This window comes from Micromonospora sp. C31 (genome assembly GCF_018070575.1).
Classification (GTDB): domain Bacteria; phylum Actinomycetota; class Actinomycetes; order Mycobacteriales; family Micromonosporaceae; genus Micromonospora.
This window is the reverse complement of the sequence record NZ_JAGPXN010000007.1, coordinates 139,135-155,306: the sequence shown is the minus strand read 5'-3', so window position 1 is coordinate 155,306 and position 16,172 is coordinate 139,135. Positions and strand designations below refer to the sequence as shown.

At 71.7% G+C, this 16,172-nt stretch carries 14 protein-coding genes; 4 read left to right on the top strand and 10 right to left on the bottom strand.

Annotated features, from left to right (window positions below):
- Positions 1-53: 53 nt before the first annotated feature.
- A complete protein-coding gene (gene hisS, locus KBX06_RS12070; protein WP_210834567.1) occupies positions 54-1,382 on the bottom strand; it encodes a histidine--tRNA ligase in 1,329 nt (442 codons plus the stop codon).
- Between the two features lie 128 nt (positions 1,383-1,510).
- Positions 1,511-2,227, bottom strand: coding sequence for an MBL fold metallo-hydrolase (locus KBX06_RS12065; RefSeq protein WP_210834566.1), 717 nt, complete (start codon positions 2,225-2,227; stop codon positions 1,511-1,513).
- A gap of 323 nt (positions 2,228-2,550) precedes the next feature.
- Here KBX06_RS12065 and KBX06_RS12060 point away from each other — a divergent pair, with 323 nt between their 5' ends.
- The 3 genes from KBX06_RS12060 (at position 2,551) to KBX06_RS12050 (ending at position 4,985) form a co-directional block, all read left to right on the top strand.
- Entirely contained in the window at positions 2,551-3,432 is an 882-nt protein-coding gene (locus KBX06_RS12060) for a peptidylprolyl isomerase (RefSeq protein ID WP_210834565.1), read from the top strand.
- Positions 3,433-3,553: 121 nt separating this feature from the next.
- Complete coding sequence (locus KBX06_RS12055; RefSeq protein WP_247685761.1) at positions 3,554-4,333, top strand: peptidylprolyl isomerase; 780 nt, start codon at positions 3,554-3,556, stop codon at positions 4,331-4,333.
- A gap of 274 nt (positions 4,334-4,607) precedes the next feature.
- The gene (locus KBX06_RS12050) at positions 4,608-4,985 is read left to right on the top strand and encodes a peptidylprolyl isomerase (protein ID WP_210834563.1); all 378 of its coding nucleotides are present in this window, start codon (positions 4,608-4,610) and stop codon (positions 4,983-4,985) included.
- A 796-nt stretch (positions 4,986-5,781) separates the two neighbouring features.
- On the opposite strand, the gene KBX06_RS12045 is transcribed toward KBX06_RS12050, so the two are convergent.
- The 8 genes from KBX06_RS12045 to ruvC form a co-directional block, all read right to left on the bottom strand.
- On the bottom strand, positions 5,782-8,271 hold the full coding sequence (locus tag KBX06_RS12045; protein ID WP_210834670.1) for a bifunctional (p)ppGpp synthetase/guanosine-3',5'-bis(diphosphate) 3'-pyrophosphohydrolase: 2,490 nt from the start codon (positions 8,269-8,271) through the stop codon (positions 5,782-5,784).
- Positions 8,272-8,467: 196 nt separating this feature from the next.
- Complete coding sequence (locus KBX06_RS12040; protein WP_210834562.1) at positions 8,468-9,034, bottom strand: adenine phosphoribosyltransferase; 567 nt, start codon at positions 9,032-9,034, stop codon at positions 8,468-8,470.
- 101 nt (positions 9,035-9,135) lie between these two features.
- Positions 9,136-10,329, bottom strand: a complete 1,194-nt coding sequence (gene secF / locus KBX06_RS12035) for a protein translocase subunit SecF (RefSeq protein ID WP_210834561.1) — start codon at positions 10,327-10,329, stop codon at positions 9,136-9,138.
- A 1-nt stretch (position 10,330) separates the two neighbouring features.
- On the bottom strand, positions 10,331-12,256 hold the full coding sequence (gene secD / locus KBX06_RS12030) for a protein translocase subunit SecD (RefSeq protein ID WP_210834560.1): 1,926 nt from the start codon (positions 12,254-12,256) through the stop codon (positions 10,331-10,333).
- Positions 12,257-12,513: 257 nt separating this feature from the next.
- The gene (yajC, locus tag KBX06_RS12025; protein ID WP_210834559.1) at positions 12,514-12,855 is read right to left on the bottom strand and encodes a preprotein translocase subunit YajC; all 342 of its coding nucleotides are present in this window, start codon (positions 12,853-12,855) and stop codon (positions 12,514-12,516) included.
- Between the two features lie 138 nt (positions 12,856-12,993).
- Positions 12,994-14,064 (bottom strand): Holliday junction branch migration DNA helicase RuvB, encoded by a 1,071-nt coding sequence (ruvB, locus tag KBX06_RS12020; RefSeq protein WP_210834558.1) that lies wholly within the window; start codon positions 14,062-14,064, stop codon positions 12,994-12,996.
- A complete protein-coding gene (gene ruvA / locus KBX06_RS12015) occupies positions 14,061-14,663 on the bottom strand; it encodes a Holliday junction branch migration protein RuvA (RefSeq protein ID WP_210834557.1) in 603 nt (200 codons plus the stop codon). The genes ruvB and ruvA overlap by 4 nt, the downstream gene beginning before the upstream one ends.
- Positions 14,660-15,187 (bottom strand): crossover junction endodeoxyribonuclease RuvC, encoded by a 528-nt coding sequence (gene ruvC / locus KBX06_RS12010; RefSeq protein ID WP_210834556.1) that lies wholly within the window; start codon positions 15,185-15,187, stop codon positions 14,660-14,662. Before ruvC ends, ruvA begins: the two co-directional genes overlap by 4 nt.
- 192 nt (positions 15,188-15,379) lie before the next feature.
- On the opposite strand from ruvC, the gene KBX06_RS12005 reads away from it, so the two are divergent.
- Entirely contained in the window at positions 15,380-16,162 is a 783-nt protein-coding gene (locus tag KBX06_RS12005; protein WP_210834555.1) for a 3-hydroxybutyrate dehydrogenase, read from the top strand.
- Positions 16,163-16,172 lie beyond the last annotated feature (10 nt).

The following is a 16,172-nucleotide window of genomic DNA, read 5'->3' as shown; positions in this document are numbered from 1 at the left end:
TGACGTAACTTACGCCACCGTAGGTCCGATCGTGCGTACGCGCCAGTAATGTCTCAGCTGACCAGCGGCCTGAGATCCGCCCGGGGCGGCGTCCACTCCCCCGCCGCAGCGGCGGCCTGCTCGCCGGAACGGATGTCCTTCACCTCGTCGGCCGCGCCGTCCGCCCCGGGGAACCAGACGTACGGGATGCCCCGCCGCTCGGCGTACCGGATCTGCTTGCCGAACTTGGCGGCGCTGGGCGACACCTCCGTCGGCACGCCCCGCGACCGCAGCGCCTCGGCCACCCGGTTGCTGGCGGCGCGCTGCTCCTCGCTGGTCACCGCGACCAGCACACAGGTCGGCACGTCCCGGGACACCGACAGCGCGCCGGCGCCGAAGAGCAGCCCGAGCAGCCGGGTCACCCCGATCGAGATGCCCACCCCCGGGAAGCGGACGTTGCCGGAGCTGGCCAGGTTGTCGTACCGGCCACCGGAGCAGATCGAGCCGAACCGCTCGTAGCCGACCAGCTGCGTCTCGTAGACCGTGCCGGTGTAGTAGTCCAGGCCACGGGCGATGCGCAGGTCGGCCACGCAGAGCCCCGGGGAGTGCGCGGCGGCGGTCTCCACCACCCGGGCCAGCTCCTCGACGCCCTCGTCGAGCATCGGGTCGCTGACGCCCAGGGCCCGGACGGCGTCGGCGAAGGAGGCGTCCGGCGCGGAGATCTCGGCCAGCGCCAGGCACGCCTTCGCCTGCGCCTCGCTCGCCCCGGCGGTCTCGGCGAGCAGCTCGGCCACCTTCGCCGGGCCGATCTTGTCGAGCTTGTCCACCGCGCGCAGCGCCGCCTCGGGGTCGGTCAGCCCGATGCCCCGGTAGAAGCCCTCGCAGATCTTGCGGTTGTTGACCTGGATGCGCACCGGCGGGATCGGCAGCGAACGCAGCGCGTCGCCGATCACCAGCGGCATCTCCGCCTCGTGGTGCGGGGCCAGGGTGTCGCGGTCGACGATGTCGATGTCGGCCTGGAGGAACTCGCGGTAGCGCCCCTCCTGCGGCCGCTCGCCCCGCCACACCTTCTGGATCTGGTAGCGGCGGAACGGGAACTGGAGCTTGCCGGCGTTCTCCAGCACGTACCGGGCGAACGGCACGGTCAGGTCGAAGTGCAGGCCGAGCGCGTCGTCGCCGGCCGGGCCGTCGGCGTCGGCCTGAAGGCGCCGGATCAGGTAGACCTCCTTGGAGGTCTCCCCCTTGCGCAGCAGTTGGTCCAGCGGCTCCACCGCGCGCGTCTCCAGCGGGGCGAAGCCGTACAGCTCGAAGGTGTCGCGGATCTTGTCGAGGACGTACTGCTCGATCATCCGCTGCGCGGGCGTCCACTCCGGGAAGCCGGAGATGGGCGTGGGCTTGCTCATGGATGCTCCGTTCGCGGTCCCGCGCGGTCGGCGCGGGCGAAGTGTCGGCGCGGCCGGCCACGGCCGCGGGGCGGGAAAGTCGGCGCGGCCCGGCTGGAGGCCGCGGGGCGGGAGGTCGGTGCGGCCGGTCAGAGGCCGCGGGTGGGGGCCGCCGGTCGCGCGCCGCCACCCGCCACCTCGACGAGGTACGGGTTGGTCGCGCGCTCGCGGCCGATGGTGGTCGCGGGGCCGTGGCCGGGCAGCACGACGGTGTCGTCGGCCAGCGGGAGGATCTTGTCCCGCAGGCTGTTGACCATCCTCGTCATGCTGCCGCCCGGCAGGTCGGTACGGCCGATGGAGCCGGCGAACAGGACGTCGCCGGAGAGGCAGAGCTGATCCGCCTCCCACGACGAGCCGGCGGCCGGCAGCCGGAAGAGCACCGACCCGCCGGTATGGCCCGGGGCGTGGTCGACGGTGATCTCCAGCCCGGCGAGGGCGAGCGTGGCGCCGTCGGTCAGCTCGGCCACGTCCTCCGGCTCGGTGTACGGCAGCCGCCCGCCGAAGAGCGCCCTGAGATCCGCCGACAGCCCCTTGGCCGGGTCGGCGAGCATCTCCCGGTCGCCGGGGTGCACGTACGCGGTGATACCGCGCGCGCCGCAGACCGGCGCCACCGAGAAGGTGTGGTCGAGGTGGCCGTGGGTGAGCAGGACGGCGGCCGGGTGCAGCCGATGCTCGGCCAGCAGGGCGTCGAGCCGGTCGAGCACCCCGATGCCGGGGTCGACCACCACGCACTGCTCCCCCGGCGCGGCGGCGACCACGTAGCAGTTGGTGCCGAAGGCGTCCGCGGGAAAGCCGGCCACGAGCACGTCCGCTCCCCTTCCGTCGAATCCGTTGCCTGTCGGCAGCCTATCGGGCGGGGCGAGGAGGTTCCGCGCGTGCGTCCGGGGCATCGCACGCGGCGCCGATCGCGTACGTCCCTCGCGGCGCGGGCGGCGCCGATCGCGTACGTCCCGTGGGCCCGACCGGGCACAGTGACGCCTTCCGATGGATCCGGCCCGGACCTCGTACACCACTTTTCCAGCCGGTAGCCGTACACTCTGGCGGGCGTGTGGCGTGGCGCACCCGCGGCCGAACGGGCGCAGGACGCCCGACCACCGGTGACGACCAGGGCAGAGGAAGGGGAGCACGGGTGGCTTCCAGCAGGGACCGGCAGCGCAAACTGGCGCGCGCCAAGCTCGACCGGCAGCTCGCCCGCCGGGCCGCCAGCGTCAGACGTCGTCGGCAACTCCAGGCCGGCATCGGCGTCGCCGTCGTCCTCGTGCTCATCGTGGCCGGCTCGGCGTGGGCGCTGGGCGCCCTCGACGACGAGCCGAAGGAGAACACGGCCGCCGAGGACGTCTGCCTGTGGACCCCGCAGGACGCCGCCGCGAACACCAACCTCAAGGACGTCGGCACCCCGGCCACCCAGGGGCTGCCCACCGAGGGCGTACGCCCGATGACGGTCACCACCAACCAGGGCGCACCTATCACCGTCGAGCTGGACCTGGCCGGCGCCCCGTGTGCGGCGGCGAGCATCGCCCACCTGGCCAGCCAGTCGTTCTACGACAACACCAAGTGCCACGAGATCACCGCCGAGGGCGCGGTGCGCTGCGGCGACCCGAGCGGCACCGGGCTCGGCGGCCCCACCTACTCGTTCTACGACGAGAACGTCCCCACCGCGCCGTCGCCGTCGGCGAGCCCCGCGGCCGACCAGCCCGCGACCTACCCGAAGGGCACGGTCGCGATGGTCGCCAACCCGCCGGGCGCCAACGGCAGCCAGTTCCTGATGTTCTTCGAGGACTTCACGACGGCCGACCCGAAATACCCGATCATCGGCCGGGTCACCGGCGGGATCGACGTGGTGGCGAAGATCGGTGCCAAGCCGACCGTGGACAATGGGACCGGGGCCAAGGTCAAGCCCAAGGACGACGACGTGGTCGTGCAGAGCCTGACCGTCGGTGAGCCCGGCGCGCAGGGGGCCTCGGCGCCGCCCGCTTCGGGTGCTCCGGCGGCCAGCCCGAGTGCCGGCTGACCCGGCCGCCCCACCAATCTCAGCGGCACCGACCGCGCCACAGACAGCCCAGGAGGATCCAGGCGTGACGTCCACCAGAGAGCGGCAGCGCGCGGCGGCGCGCGCCCGGCTCGAGAAGGAGATGGCCGAGCGCGCGGCCAGGGCCCGCAAGCGCCGGCAGATCCAGGCGATCGTGGGGGCCGCTTCGGTCCTGGTCCTCGTCGTCGCCGGCACGGTCTGGCTCGTCACCACCCTCGGCGACGACGACAAGACCGACACCGCCGGCCCGGCGGCCGGCAACGTGCAGTGCGCCTGGAACGAGGTCCCCGCCGACCAGCGGTCCCCGCAGATCAAGGACGTCGGGCTGCCGCCCGTGCAGCAGTCGGCCACGGGCACCCAGACGATGACGATCGACACCAACCTGGGCCCGATCACCGCCACGATCGACCGCTCGGCGGTGCCCTGCACCGCGGGCAGCTTCACCCACCTGGCGGAGAAGAACTTCTTCGACGACAGCAAGTGCCACCGCCTGGTGACCGAGGGCATCAAGGTGCTCCAGTGCGGTGACCCGAGCGCGACCGGCAAGGGCTGGCGCCAGACCGACGGCACCGGCGGCCCGAGCTACCGGCTCGCCGAGGAGAACCTGCCCACCGACAAGCGGCCCCCGTACCCGGAGGGCGTGATCGCGATGGCCAAGTCGAGCGAGCCGGGCAGCACGGGCAGCCAGTTCTTCATCGTCTACGGTGACTCGCCGCTGGACCCGAACTACACCGTCCTGGGCACCGTCACCGGCGGCATGGACCTCGTGAAGCAGGTCGCGGCGGCCGGCGACGACAAGGCGTTCGCGAAGCAGGCCGGTGGCGGCCACCCGAAGAAGGAAGTCGTCATCAAGGACCTCACCATGAGCTCCCCCCAGGGCTGACAACGCCCCAGCCGTACGACGAGCGCCCGCCGGCCCCGCCGGCGGGCGCTCCCCTGTCCCACCCCGACCCACCCACCCCGGCCCGCCCCTCCGGCCCCGCTCTCGGCGATCATGAGGTTGGCGGCGATTTCGATCTACCTGGCTGCCGCCAACCCCATGATCGCCGGGACGACGAGGGTGGGTTGGTGGGTGTAGGGCGGTAGGTGCAGGGTGGCGGGGCGGGGCTCGTGGGAGGGCGGCATGGGCGGCAGAGCGGTGCGCCCCGGCTCGGTCGGTGCCGGGCCGGGGCGCACCGTTGGGCGAAGGATCGGGCGGGGTCAGGCGAGCGCCAAGGGCAAGGGCTACCGCGAGACCGACGGCACCGGCGGCCCATCGTATAGGTAACGCCAACGAGTACCTGCCAACCGACGACCGACCGGCGTACCCGGCCGGCGTGGTCGCGCTAGCCAACAGCGGCCCGGACACCAACGGCAGCCAGTTCTTCTTCATCTACCAGGACGTCCAGCTCGAACCGAACTACACGGTCCTCGGCAAGATGGACGACGCGAGCATCGAGGTCGTGAAGAAGGCCACCGAGGCTGGCCACGACGGCGCGTTCGGTCCGAACCCTGGTGGGGCCACCCGAAGAACGACATCGAGATCAAGGATCTGACGGTGTCTTCCTCCTGAGACAAGCAACTCCAGCATCGGGGCGGCCGTTCGGTGCGCCCCGATGCTGCCTGCACCTAGACGACGACCAATCCAAAGGAAACACAAGAAACCCTGAACTGCCGCTACGGCGTTCAGGGTTTCTTGCGCGGGTATCGCTGAATCTCGTTTGGAGCGGCTTCAGCTACCGGCGTGGTCGCTGGAAACCCGTCTCATTGACGAGCCGGCGAATCATGTCTGACTAAAAAATCGAGACAGACCGAGAATTCTTCCCGGGAAGCGGCCACCGTGCAGTTTGACCCGGCATGAGAAGCGTAGCAGACCCGTCCGCGAACTGCACCGAAGCATCGTTGGCCCCGGATTTGAACACTACGACGTTGGTGGTGAAGGTAGTAGTCCCGATGCCCGAGAAGCACGTGGTGATGTTGAGAGCGTTGGTGATTTGCACGGTCGAACTAGTGCACGGCACAGCCGAGATGGCGAATGCCGGCGTGCTGGGCAGAGCCAGTGTGGTGAGCCCCATCGCAACTGAAGCAACGAGAGCTCGCTTGACTCCTCTTCGCATTGAATCACCTTTCTCGCGCAGACTGGATTTCGCAGGGTGCAGCGCCCCCGCTCTGAGGATCACTCCCCGAAATCAAGCTATCACGGATTGTCATATGCCGATACCGCTGATCGCGATCTCGCTACGGTGGCCACGATTGCGCAAGGGGTTGCCGTGGTAGGCGCCGTCGACCACGACCGGCCGCCCGAAATCACCTGCAACCCCGCGGCAACCATCGATGCAACAGAACCCAGGTTCAGGCGCCGGAGGTCACGCGGTAGGCGTCGAAGACGCCGTCGACCTTGCGGACCGCGGCCAGCAGGTGGCCCAGGTGCTTCGGGTCGGCCATCTCGAAGCTGAACCGGCTCACCGCCACCCGGTCGCGCGTGGTGGTGACCGTGGCGGAGAGGATGTTCACCCGCTCCTCGGAGAGCACCCTCGTCACGTCGGCCAGCAGCTTGTGCCGGTCCAGCGCCTCGACCTGGATGGCGACCAGGAAGGTCGACGCCGAGGTGAGCTTCCAGCTGACCTCCACCACCCGCTCGGCCTGCGCCCGCAGGTCCTCGGCGTTGGCGCAGTCGTCGCGGTGCACGCTCACCCCGCCGGAGCGGGTGACGAAGCCGAAGACCGAGTCCGGCGGCACCGGCGTGCAGCAGCGCGCCAGCTTGATCCAGACGTCGCTGACCCCGCGCACCACCACGCCCGGGTCGGCGCTGCTCTGCCGGCTGCGGGGCGGGCGGGTGGCGACGGCGGTCTCGGCGATGTCCTCCGCCGCGCCCTCCTCGCCGCCGTACGCGGCCATCAGCTTCTGCACGACCGACTGGGCGGAGACCTGGCTGTCGCCGACGGCGGCGTAGAGCGAGGCCACGTCGGCCAGGTGCAGGTCGCGGGCGATCGCCATCAGCGCGTCGGAGGTGAGCATCCGCTGCAACGGCATGCCCTGCTTGCGCATCGCCTTGACGATCGCGTCCTTGCCGGCCTCGATCGCCTCCTCGCGCCGCTCCTTGTTGAAGTACTGCCGGATCTTCGTACGGGCGCGCGGGCTCTTGACGAAACCCAGCCAGTCCTGCGTCGGGCCGGCGGTGTCGGACTTCGAGGTGAAGATCTCGATCACGTCGCCGTTGGACAACGTCGACTCCAGCGGCACCAGCTTGCCGTTGACCCGCGCCCCGATGCACTTGTGCCCCACCTCGGTGTGCACCGCGTACGCGAAGTCCACCGGCGTCGAACCCGTCGGCAGCGGGATGACGTCGCCCTTCGGAGTGAAGACGTACACCTCCTGGCTGGACAGGTCGAAGCGCAGCGCGTCGAGGAACTCGCTCGGGTCGGCCGCCTCCCGCTGCCAGTCCAGCAGCTGGCGCAGCCAGGTCATCTCGTCGATGTGCGCGGGCGGGCCGACGATCTGGGTGCCCTTGTGCTCCTTGTACTTCCAGTGCGCGGCGATGCCGAACTCGGCGGTGCGGTGCATCGCGTACGTGCGGATCTGCATCTCCACCGGCTTGCCGGTGGGCCCGATGACCGTCGTGTGCAACGACTGGTACATGTTGAACTTGGGCATCGCGATGTAGTCCTTGAACCGGCCCGGCACCGGCTGCCAGTTGGCGTGGATCACACCCAGCGCCGCGTAGCAGTCGCGCACCGTGTCGACCAGGATCCGCACCCCGACCAGGTCGTAGATGTCGTTGAAGTCGCGACCCCGCACGATCATCTTCTGGTAGATCGAGTAGAGGTGCTTCGGCCGCCCGGTGGTCTCCGCCTTGATCTTGGCGGCCTTCAGGTCGGTCTGCACCTTCTGGGTGACCTGACGCAGCAGCGCCTCGCGCTGCGGCTGGTGCTCCCCGATGAGGCGGTTGATCTCCTCGTAGCGCTTCGGGAAGAGCGTGCCGAAGGCGAGGTCCTCCAGCTCCCACTTGATCGTGTTCATACCCAGCCGGTGGGCCAGCGGGGCCAGGATCTCCAGCGTCTCCTTCGCCTTCTGCTCCTGCTTCGGGCGGGGCAGGAAGGTGAGGGTGCGCATGTTGTGCAGCCGGTCGGCCAGCTTGATCACCAGCACCCGCGGGTCCTTGGCCATCGCGACGACCATCTTGCGGATCGTCTCGGCCTTGGCCGCGTCGCCCAGCTTGACCTTGTCGAGCTTGGTCACCCCGTCGACCAGCAGCGCCACCTCGCCGCCGAAGTCGGCCCGCATCTGGTCGAGGGTGTATTCGGTGTCCTCGATGGTGTCGTGCAGGAGCGCGGCGACCAGGGTGGTGCTGTCCATGCCCAGGTTGGCCAGGATCGTGGCGACCGCGAGCGGGTGGGTGATGTAGGGGTCGCCGGACTTGCGGTACTGCCCGGAGTGCCAGCGGGCCGCCATGTCGAAGGCGCGCTGGAGCAGCCGCGCGTCCGCCTTGGGATGGGCATCGCGGTGGGTCGAGATCAGCGGTTCCAACACCTCGCTGACCTGCGAGGACTGCCACGGCGCGTTGAACCGCGCCAGCCGCGCCCGGACCCGGCGGCCGGTGGGCGCGGTGGAGAGCGCGAAACCGGCGCTCGGCATGTGGTCGCCGATGACGTCGGCGGGGAACGGAAGCACGACCCCCTCGGTCGCCGCGTCCGCGCCGCCGGCCGCCGCGATCGGCGTGTCGGGGCGTACGGGCTCGGCCGGGGCGGTCGCGCCGGAACCCGTCTCCGGGGCCTGCGCGTCACCGTTCCGTGCGGTCACCGAGCCGTCCGCGTCGCCTGTCGGGTACACCGTGCCCTCCACCGGAGGGGCGACATCGTGGGACACCGGCCTCCTCACCGCTCGCCGGGAAAACACCGACCGTGAGCCGGCCGGCCTGGTCTCGCGCCGCCCGGACTGCGTCCCGCCCGGTCAGCAAAGGGCAATGCTACCCGCACGCACGGTGCCCCGCCGCTCCGCCGGACGGTCCGCACCGCCTCGGCCCGACGGCCGGGGCGGGTCAAACGGTCAGCAGGGCATGCACCGGACGCGGGGCCAGCCGCTCCCGGCCGCCGAGGAAGGCGAGTTCCAGCAGGACGGTGAAGCCGGTGACCGTCCCGCCGGCCCGCTCCACCAGGCCCAGCGTCGCCTCGGCGGTGCCTCCGGTGGCCAGCACGTCGTCGACGACCAGGACCCGGTGCCCGGCGGTGAAGGCGTCCTCGTGCACCTCCAGCGTGGCCTCGCCGTACTCGAGCGCGTAGGAGGCCGAGTGGGCCGGGCGGGGCAGCTTGCCGGCCTTGCGCACCGGCACCACGCCGACGCCGCTCGCGTACGCGATGGCCGCCGCGACCACGAAGCCGCGCGCCTCGATGCCCACGACGACGTCGAACGAGTCCCGCCCGTGGTACGCGACGATCCCGTCGATGACCTCACGGAACACGTCGCCGTCGGCGAACAGCGGCATCAGGTCCTTGAACATGACACCGGGCTTCGGGAAGTCGGGCACGTCGAGCACCCGGCTGGCGACCAGCGCGGCGGCGGCCGGGCCGCTGTCTCCCCGTACTCCGGTGCGGTGGGTCTCCGTCACGGCTGTTCCGCTCCCCTTCACGACGACGGCGTCCTGCATGCTGCTCGCACAGCATGAAGGACGCCGTCGGATCGGTTCCTACCGGGTCTGTCCGGCCCGGCTCAGCGCCGCTTGCCGCCACCCGGCCGGTTGCCACCGCCGCCGGCCGGTCGGCCGCCCCGGGCACCGGTCGGCCGCTTCCCGGCCGGTCGGGCGCCCACCCTCGGTGCGACGCCGGCCAGCGCGGCCGACTCCGGGTCGACCGGCTCGTCGTCGGACTCGGCCGCCCGGGGGGCCGCACCCTTCGGGGTCACCTCGCCGCGGCCGATCGCGCCCCGACGGGCCAGCACCCGCTTGTTGTGCGCCTGGATGCGCGGCTCGAAGTTCTTGAGCAGCACCAGCAGCGGCGTGGCCAGCAGGATCGAGGTCAGGAACGCCACCGCCATACCGACGAAGAGCACCAGGCCGAGGTCCTTCAGGGTGCCCGCGCCGAGCAGGCCGGCGCCGATGAAGAGCAGACCACCGACCGGCAGCAGCGCGACGATCGACGTGTTCAGCGACCGCATGAGGCTCTGGTTGATCGCCAGGTTGGCCGCCTCGCCGTACGTCTGGTTGTTGTTGGCGGTGATGCCGCGGGTGTTCTCCTGCACCTTGTCGAAGACCACCACCACGTCGTAGAGCGCGAAGCCCAGGATCGTGAGGAAGCCGATGACCGTCGACGGGGTGACCTCGAAGCCGATCAGCGAGTAGACGCCGGCGGTGAGGATCAGGTTCATGATCAGCGAGGAGACGGCGGCGACCGCCATCCGCCACTCGAAGCGCAGGATCAGATAGATCATCACCACCGCGATGAAGATGACCAGACCGAGCAGCGCCCGCGAGGTGACCTGGCTGCCCCATGCCTCGCTGACCTGGTTGCCGCTGATCTGGTCCGCGGCGATGCCGAACTCGTCGGCCATCTCGACCTTGACGGTGTTGGACTGCTCCGCGCTGAGCTGCGTCGTGCGCACCTCGTAGAATTCGCCGCCGGTGCCGCCGACCTTCTGCGTGGTGACCACCTTGGCGCCGTCGCCGGCCGTGGCCAGGGCGTCCTGGACCTTCACCTCGGTCTGCTCCAGGGTGCCGACGCTGGCCGGGATCTGGAACGAGTTGCCTCCGGCGAACTCGATGCCGAGGCTGAAGCCGCGCAGCCCGAAGCTGAGCAGTGCGAGCAGGACCAGGGCGCCGGCGACGCCGAACCAGACCTTACGCCGACCGATGATGTCGAGGCCGGCCTCGCCGCGGTAGAGGCGGCTCGCGAGACCACTCTTTGCCATCTCAGGCCTCCTTGACGCGCGGGTTGCGGGGCTTGGCCGGCTCGGCCGTCCGGGGCGGGAGTGCCCGGCCGAGGCCGCTGACCCGCGGGGACAGGAACGCGGAGGTGCGGGCGAACATCGTCATGATCGGGTGCCGGAAGAGGAAGACCACCACCAGGTCCAGCACCGTGGCCAGGCCGAGGGCGAAGGCGAAGCCCTTCACCGCGCCGACCGAGACCACGTAGAGCACCACCGCCGACATCAGCGTGATCGCGTTGGCCGAGATGATCGTCCGGCGGGCCCTGATCCAGGCACGCGGCACGGCGCTGCGCGGGCTGCGACCCTCGCGGATCTCGTCCTTGAGCCGCTCGAAGTAGATGACGAACGAGTCCGCCGCCACACCCAGCGAGACGATCATGCCGGCGATGCCGGCGAGGGTGAGGGTGAAGCCGATCTGCCGGCCGAGCACCACCAGCGCGCCGAAGACCAGCAGCGCCGAGAGCACCAGGCTAAGGAAGATCACCGAGCCGAGCAGGCGGTAGTAGAAGAACGAGTAGATGATGACCAGCGCCATGCCGATACCCGCCGCGAGCAGGCCGGCCCGCAGGTGACTGGCGCCCAGGGTGGCGGTGACGTTCTGCTGCTCCTGCTCCTCGAAGGTCACCGGCAGCGCGCCGTAGCGCAGCTGGCCGGCCAGGGCGCTGGCGTCACCCTGGTTGAAGCTGCCGGTGATCTGCGAGTTGCCCGTCAGCACGCCCTGGATCTCGGGCGAGGAGACGATCTCGTTGTCGAGCACGACGGCCACGCGGCACTTGCCGTCCTGGCCGAGGGCGGTGGCGTCGCAGGCCTGGCCCTCGTTGTTGAACGCCTCACGGGTCAGGCCGGTCCACTTGTCCTGGCCGGCGCCGGTGAAGTCGAGGCTGACCACCCACTGGCTGGTCTGGTCCAGCACCGCGCTGGCGTCCTCGACGTCGGTGCCGAGCACCTTGGCCTGGTCGAGCAGGTACTTCGCGGCGCCGTCCTCGCACGCCACCACCTGCTGGTCGGGGGCGGAGATCGACGCCGGCGGGCGCTTGTCGAGCTGGGCGCAGCTGATCTGCGGCACGTTGAACTGCATCGTCGCCGGCAGCACCGCGACCTCGCGCGGGTCGAGGCCCGCGAAGGGCTTGAGCTTCTCCGCCAGCGACGGGTCGGCGGCCAGGTCGGCCGGGCTCTTCAGGCCGTTCGCGGCGGCCCAGGCGGCGGCGCCGACCTTCTGCTCGACGGCCTTGCGCTGCTCCTCGACGCTCTGCGGCACCGGCTCTTCGCTGGCGCTCGGCGTCGGGGTGGCGGCGCCGGCCGAGGGCGTGGCGCTCGGCGCGGCCGACGCGCTGGCGCTCGGGGCCGGGGCCATGCCGCCCTGGCCGCCGCTCGGCGACGCGGTCGCCTTCGGCGCGGCGCTGCCCGACGGGGCGGCGCTGCCCGAGGGCTTCGCGCTGCCCGACGGGGCCGGGGTCGCGCTGCCGCCGGGCGCCGGGGTGGCGGCGGGCGCCGGGGCCGTGCCGCTGCCGTCGGCGGCCTTGAGGACCTTGCGGAAGCGCAGCTCGGCGGCGCTGCCCACCTCGGTCAGGTCGCGGTTCTCACCGGGCAGGGAGATCACGATGTTCCGGTTGCCCTCGGTGACCACCTCGGCCTCGGCGACGCCGAACGCGTTCACGCGGCTCTCGATGATCTGGCGGGCCTCTTCGAGGTTCTCCGCCGTGGGGGGCTGGCCGTCGACGCTGTTGGTCGCCTCCAGCGTCAGCCGGGTGCCGCCGACGAGGTCCAGGCCGAGCTTGGGCTCGAGCCGGTCCTTCAAGCCGCCGCTGGCGCCGCCCGCGAAGAACACCAAAAGATAGAGGACGACGAAGATGAGCCCGAGCACGGCCAGTTGCCGTCCGGGGCGCATCTGTCCCTGAGGTGGTGCCACGGCTGTCCTGTCTCCCTGTACGGTCGCGCCGCTGGTGCGGCGGGTGGCGGCCGGTCCGGCCGGCGGTTCCGACGGGCCGGCGTCGGAGGCCGGCATCCGGCTCCGGGCCCGGCGCGGGGGCGCCGAGCGGAGCGGGACCGGCCGGTTTCCGGCGTCGGGCCCAACTATCCAGTTTTCACGTCGTCTCCGCTGCCCCGTCGGGCGAAGTCGTCACCGGAGCCCGGCGACCACCACGCAGGCGGGGCGGGAGCGACCGGTCACTCCTTGACGACGTCCGCGTCCTCGGTGACCGGCTCGGCGGGGCGCTCCGCCTGGCTGACCACCCGGGCGATGGCCGGACGGGCGTAGCGGGTCTGCACGCCGGGCGCGACCTCGAGCAGGACGGTGTCGTCGTCCACGCCGGTGACCGTGCCGTAGAGCCCGCCGATCGTGACCACCTCGTCGCCGGGAGCGAGGGCGGACTGCATGGATTCCGCCTCGCGGCGGCGCTTCTGCTGGGGGCGGATCATCATGAAGTACATGACGCCGAAGAGCAGAGCGATCATGAGGATCGGCGTCAGGCTGCCGGCACCCCCGCCGCCCTCTGCTGCGTAAAGCACGGTGAAAGACCTTCCCATTGGCCGCCGGCCCGGCGCGGGCGCGCCGGAGCGGAGGCGGATTCTCACGTCCTGTACAGACCGGCGCGAGTCTAATCCCTGCACCTGGGAACGCCGAATGCGGCACAGATCACGTTCACATCACGGCTGATCGACGTCCATCGAGAACAGATCGGGCGCGGGAGGGGCATCCGCGCCAAATGTACCATTAGGGGGCGTACGGCCCAGGTGCCGCCAGGCCGCCTCGGTGGCGACCCGGCCCCGGGGCGTACGGGCCAGCAGCCCGGCCCGGACCAGGAACGGTTCGCAGACCTCCTCCACCGTGTCCGGCTGCTCGCCCACCGCCACGGCCAGCGTGGAGAGGCCGACCGGCCCACCCCGGAACGAGTCGACCAGCGCGGTCAGCACCGCCCGGTCCAGCCGGTCCAGCCCCAGCGCGTCGACGTCGTAGACCTTCAGGGCGGCCCGGGCGGTCTCCAGGGTGACCACGCCGTCGGCCCGGACCTCGGCGAAGTCGCGCACCCGCCGCAGCAGGCGGTTGGCGATGCGGGGCGTGCCCCGGGAGCGGCCAGCGACCTCGGCGGCGCCGTCGTCGGTGATCGGCACGCCGAGGATCCGGGCCGAGCGGCGCAGCAGCACCTCCAGGTCGGCCGGCGAGTAGAAGTCGAGGTGCGCGACGAAGCCGAACCGGTCGCGCATCGGCCCGGTGAGCAGGCCGGAGCGGGTGGTCGCGCCGACCAGGGTGAAGGGCTCGACGTCCAGCGGGATCGCCGTCGCCCCCGGGCCCTTGCCCACGATCACGTCGACCCGGAAGTCCTCCATCGCGCTGTAGAGCAGTTCCTCGGCCGGCTTGGCGATCCGGTGGATCTCGTCGATGAAGAGCACGTCGCCCTCGGCGAGGCTGGTCAGGATCGCCGCCAGGTCGCCCGAGCGCTCGATCACCGGGCCGCTGGTCACCCGGATGCCCGAGCCCAGCTCGGCGGCCACGATGTTGGCCAGGGTCGTCTTACCCAAGCCGGGCGGCCCCGAGAGGAGGATGTGGTCGGGCGGGGAGCCGCGTCGCATCGCGCCCTGGAGCAGCAGGTCGAGCTGGTCGCGGACGCGGTGCTGGGCGATGAACTCCTCCAGCCGCTTCGGCCGTACGGTGGCCTCCGCGTCGAGGTCGGCGTCGTGCACGTAGGCGGAGACCAGCCCGCCGTCGGGGCCCGTCACCGGGTGCGGCCCAGCAGCCGGATGGCCTGCTTGAGCAGGACCGGCACCGGCGGGACGTCACCGTCGACGCTCTCCGCCACCGCCGCCACCGCCTGGTCGGCCTGCCCGGCCGTCCAGCCGAGCCCGACCAGCGCCTGCCGGACCTGCTCGGGCCACGCCCCGCCGGTGACCCCGGCCGCGCCGTCGGCGCCGACCGGCACCGGGCCCACCCGGTCACGCAGCTCCAGCACCAGGCGCTCCGCGCCCTTCTTGCCGATGCCGGGCACCCGGGTCAGCGCGGCGGTGTCGGCGTTGGCGATCGCCTTGCGCACCGCGTCGGGGGTGTGCACGGCGAGGACCGCCTGGGCCAGCCGGGGGCCGACGCCGCTGGCGGTCTGGAGCAGTTCGAACAGCTGCTTGGCGTCGTCGTCGGCGAAGCCGTAGAGGGTCAGCGAGTCCTCCCGCACGATGAGGCTGGTGGCCAATCGGGCGGGCTGGCCGATCCGCAGGTCGGCGAGGGTGCCCGGGGCGCACTGCACCGCCAGGCCCACCCCGCCGACCTCCACCACGGCGTGGTCCGGACCGGTCGCGGTCACCACCCCGCGCACGCTGGCGATCATCTGGCTCCTCCTCGTCGTACCCGGTCGGCCGCGGCCGCCAGCTTGGAGCGCGTCCCGCCGCGCCACACGTGACAGATGGCCAGGGCGAGGGCGTCGGCGGCGTCGGCCGGCCTCGGCGGCTCGGCCAGCCGCAGCAGCCGGGTCACCATGGCGGTCATCTGCGCCTTGTCCGCCTGGCCGGAACCGGTCACGGCGGCCTTCACCTCGCTGGGCGTGTAGGTCTGCACGGGCAGCCCGGCGCGGGCACCGGCGAGCACGGCGATCCCGCTGGCCTGGGCGGTGCCCATCACCGTGCGGACGTTGTGCTGGCTGAAGACCCGCTCGACGGCGACGCTGTCGGGCCGGTGCTCGGCGACCAGGTCGGTGAGCGAACGGTCCAGGTGCAACAGGCGCAACGGCAGCTCGTCGCCGGGGTCGGTGTGCACGACGTAGTAGGCGACCAGCGTGCAGGGCCGCCCCGGCACACCCTCGACCACGCCGACCCCGCACCGGGTCAGCCCCGGGTCGACGCCCAGCACCCGCACGCCGCCCCCTCCCCCAGCCGTCAGCAGTACGTGTGTTCGACACCCTACCGAGCCGGGCGACACCCCGCCGCCGGGGACACGCCGGGCGCGCCGACACGCCGCCCGGGCGCGCGGCGGCCACACACTCCGGCCGGCGAGTATGTGTCGTCGGCCCATGTGCGCCCGCACACACAGCTCGTAACTTCATGCGCCATGACGGCAGAACCCGTGGCGGTCCCCCACGTCGTACACGTCGACCTCGCTGGTCGTACCGCCCTGGTGACCGGGGGCGGCAGCGGCATCGGCCGGGCGTGCGCCCTGCGGCTGGCCGCCGCCGGCGCCGAGGTCCTGGTGGTGGACCGCAACATCGAGGCGGCCAAGGCGGTGGCGGCGGAGGCCGGTGGCCGGGCCGAGGGCGTGGACCTCGCCGACCCGGACGCGGTGGACCGGCTCGACGCCGACGTGGACATCGTGGTGAACAACGCGGGCCTGCAACACGTGGCACCGGTGCAGGAGTTCCCGGCGGAGCGCTTCTCTTACCTGCACCGGGTGATGGTGGAGGCGCCGTTCCTGATCATCCGCCGGGCGCTGCCGCACATGTACGCCCGGGGCTGGGGGCGGATCGTGAACATCTCCTCCGTGCACGGGCTGCGGGCCTCGCCGTACAAGTCGGCGTACGTCTCGGCCAAGCACGCGCTGGAGGGGCTGTCGAAGGTGGTGGCGCTGGAGGGCGCCCCGCACGGCGTCACCGCCAACTGCGTCAACCCCGCCTACGTGCGGACGCCGCTGGTGGAGAGCCAGATCGCCGACCAGGCCGCCAGCCACGGCATCCCCGAGGCCGAGGTGGTCGAGAAGATCATGCTGGCGCGGGCGGCGATCAAGCGACTGATCGAGCCGGAGGAGGTGTCCGAACTGGTGGCGTACCTCTGCTCGCCGCCGGCCGCGTTCATCACGGGCGCGTCCATCGCGCTCGACGGGGGCTGGACGGCGAACTAGTGGCAAGCCG

Coding starts and splice junctions, on each gene's coding strand:
- hisS (WP_210834567.1), bottom strand. CDS start 1,382: ATGAGCAAGCCCACGCCCATCTCCGGCTTCCCGGAGTGGACGCCCGCG.
- KBX06_RS12055 (WP_247685761.1), top strand. CDS start 3,554: ATGGCCGAGCGCGCGGCCAGGGCCCGCAAGCGCCGGCAGATCCAGGCG.
- secF (WP_210834561.1), bottom strand. CDS start 10,329: ATGGCAAAGAGTGGTCTCGCGAGCCGCCTCTACCGCGGCGAGGCCGGC.
- ruvA (WP_210834557.1), bottom strand. CDS start 14,663: ATGATCGCCAGCGTGCGCGGGGTGGTGACCGCGACCGGTCCGGACCAC.
- KBX06_RS12005 (WP_210834555.1), top strand. CDS start 15,380: ATGACGGCAGAACCCGTGGCGGTCCCCCACGTCGTACACGTCGACCTC.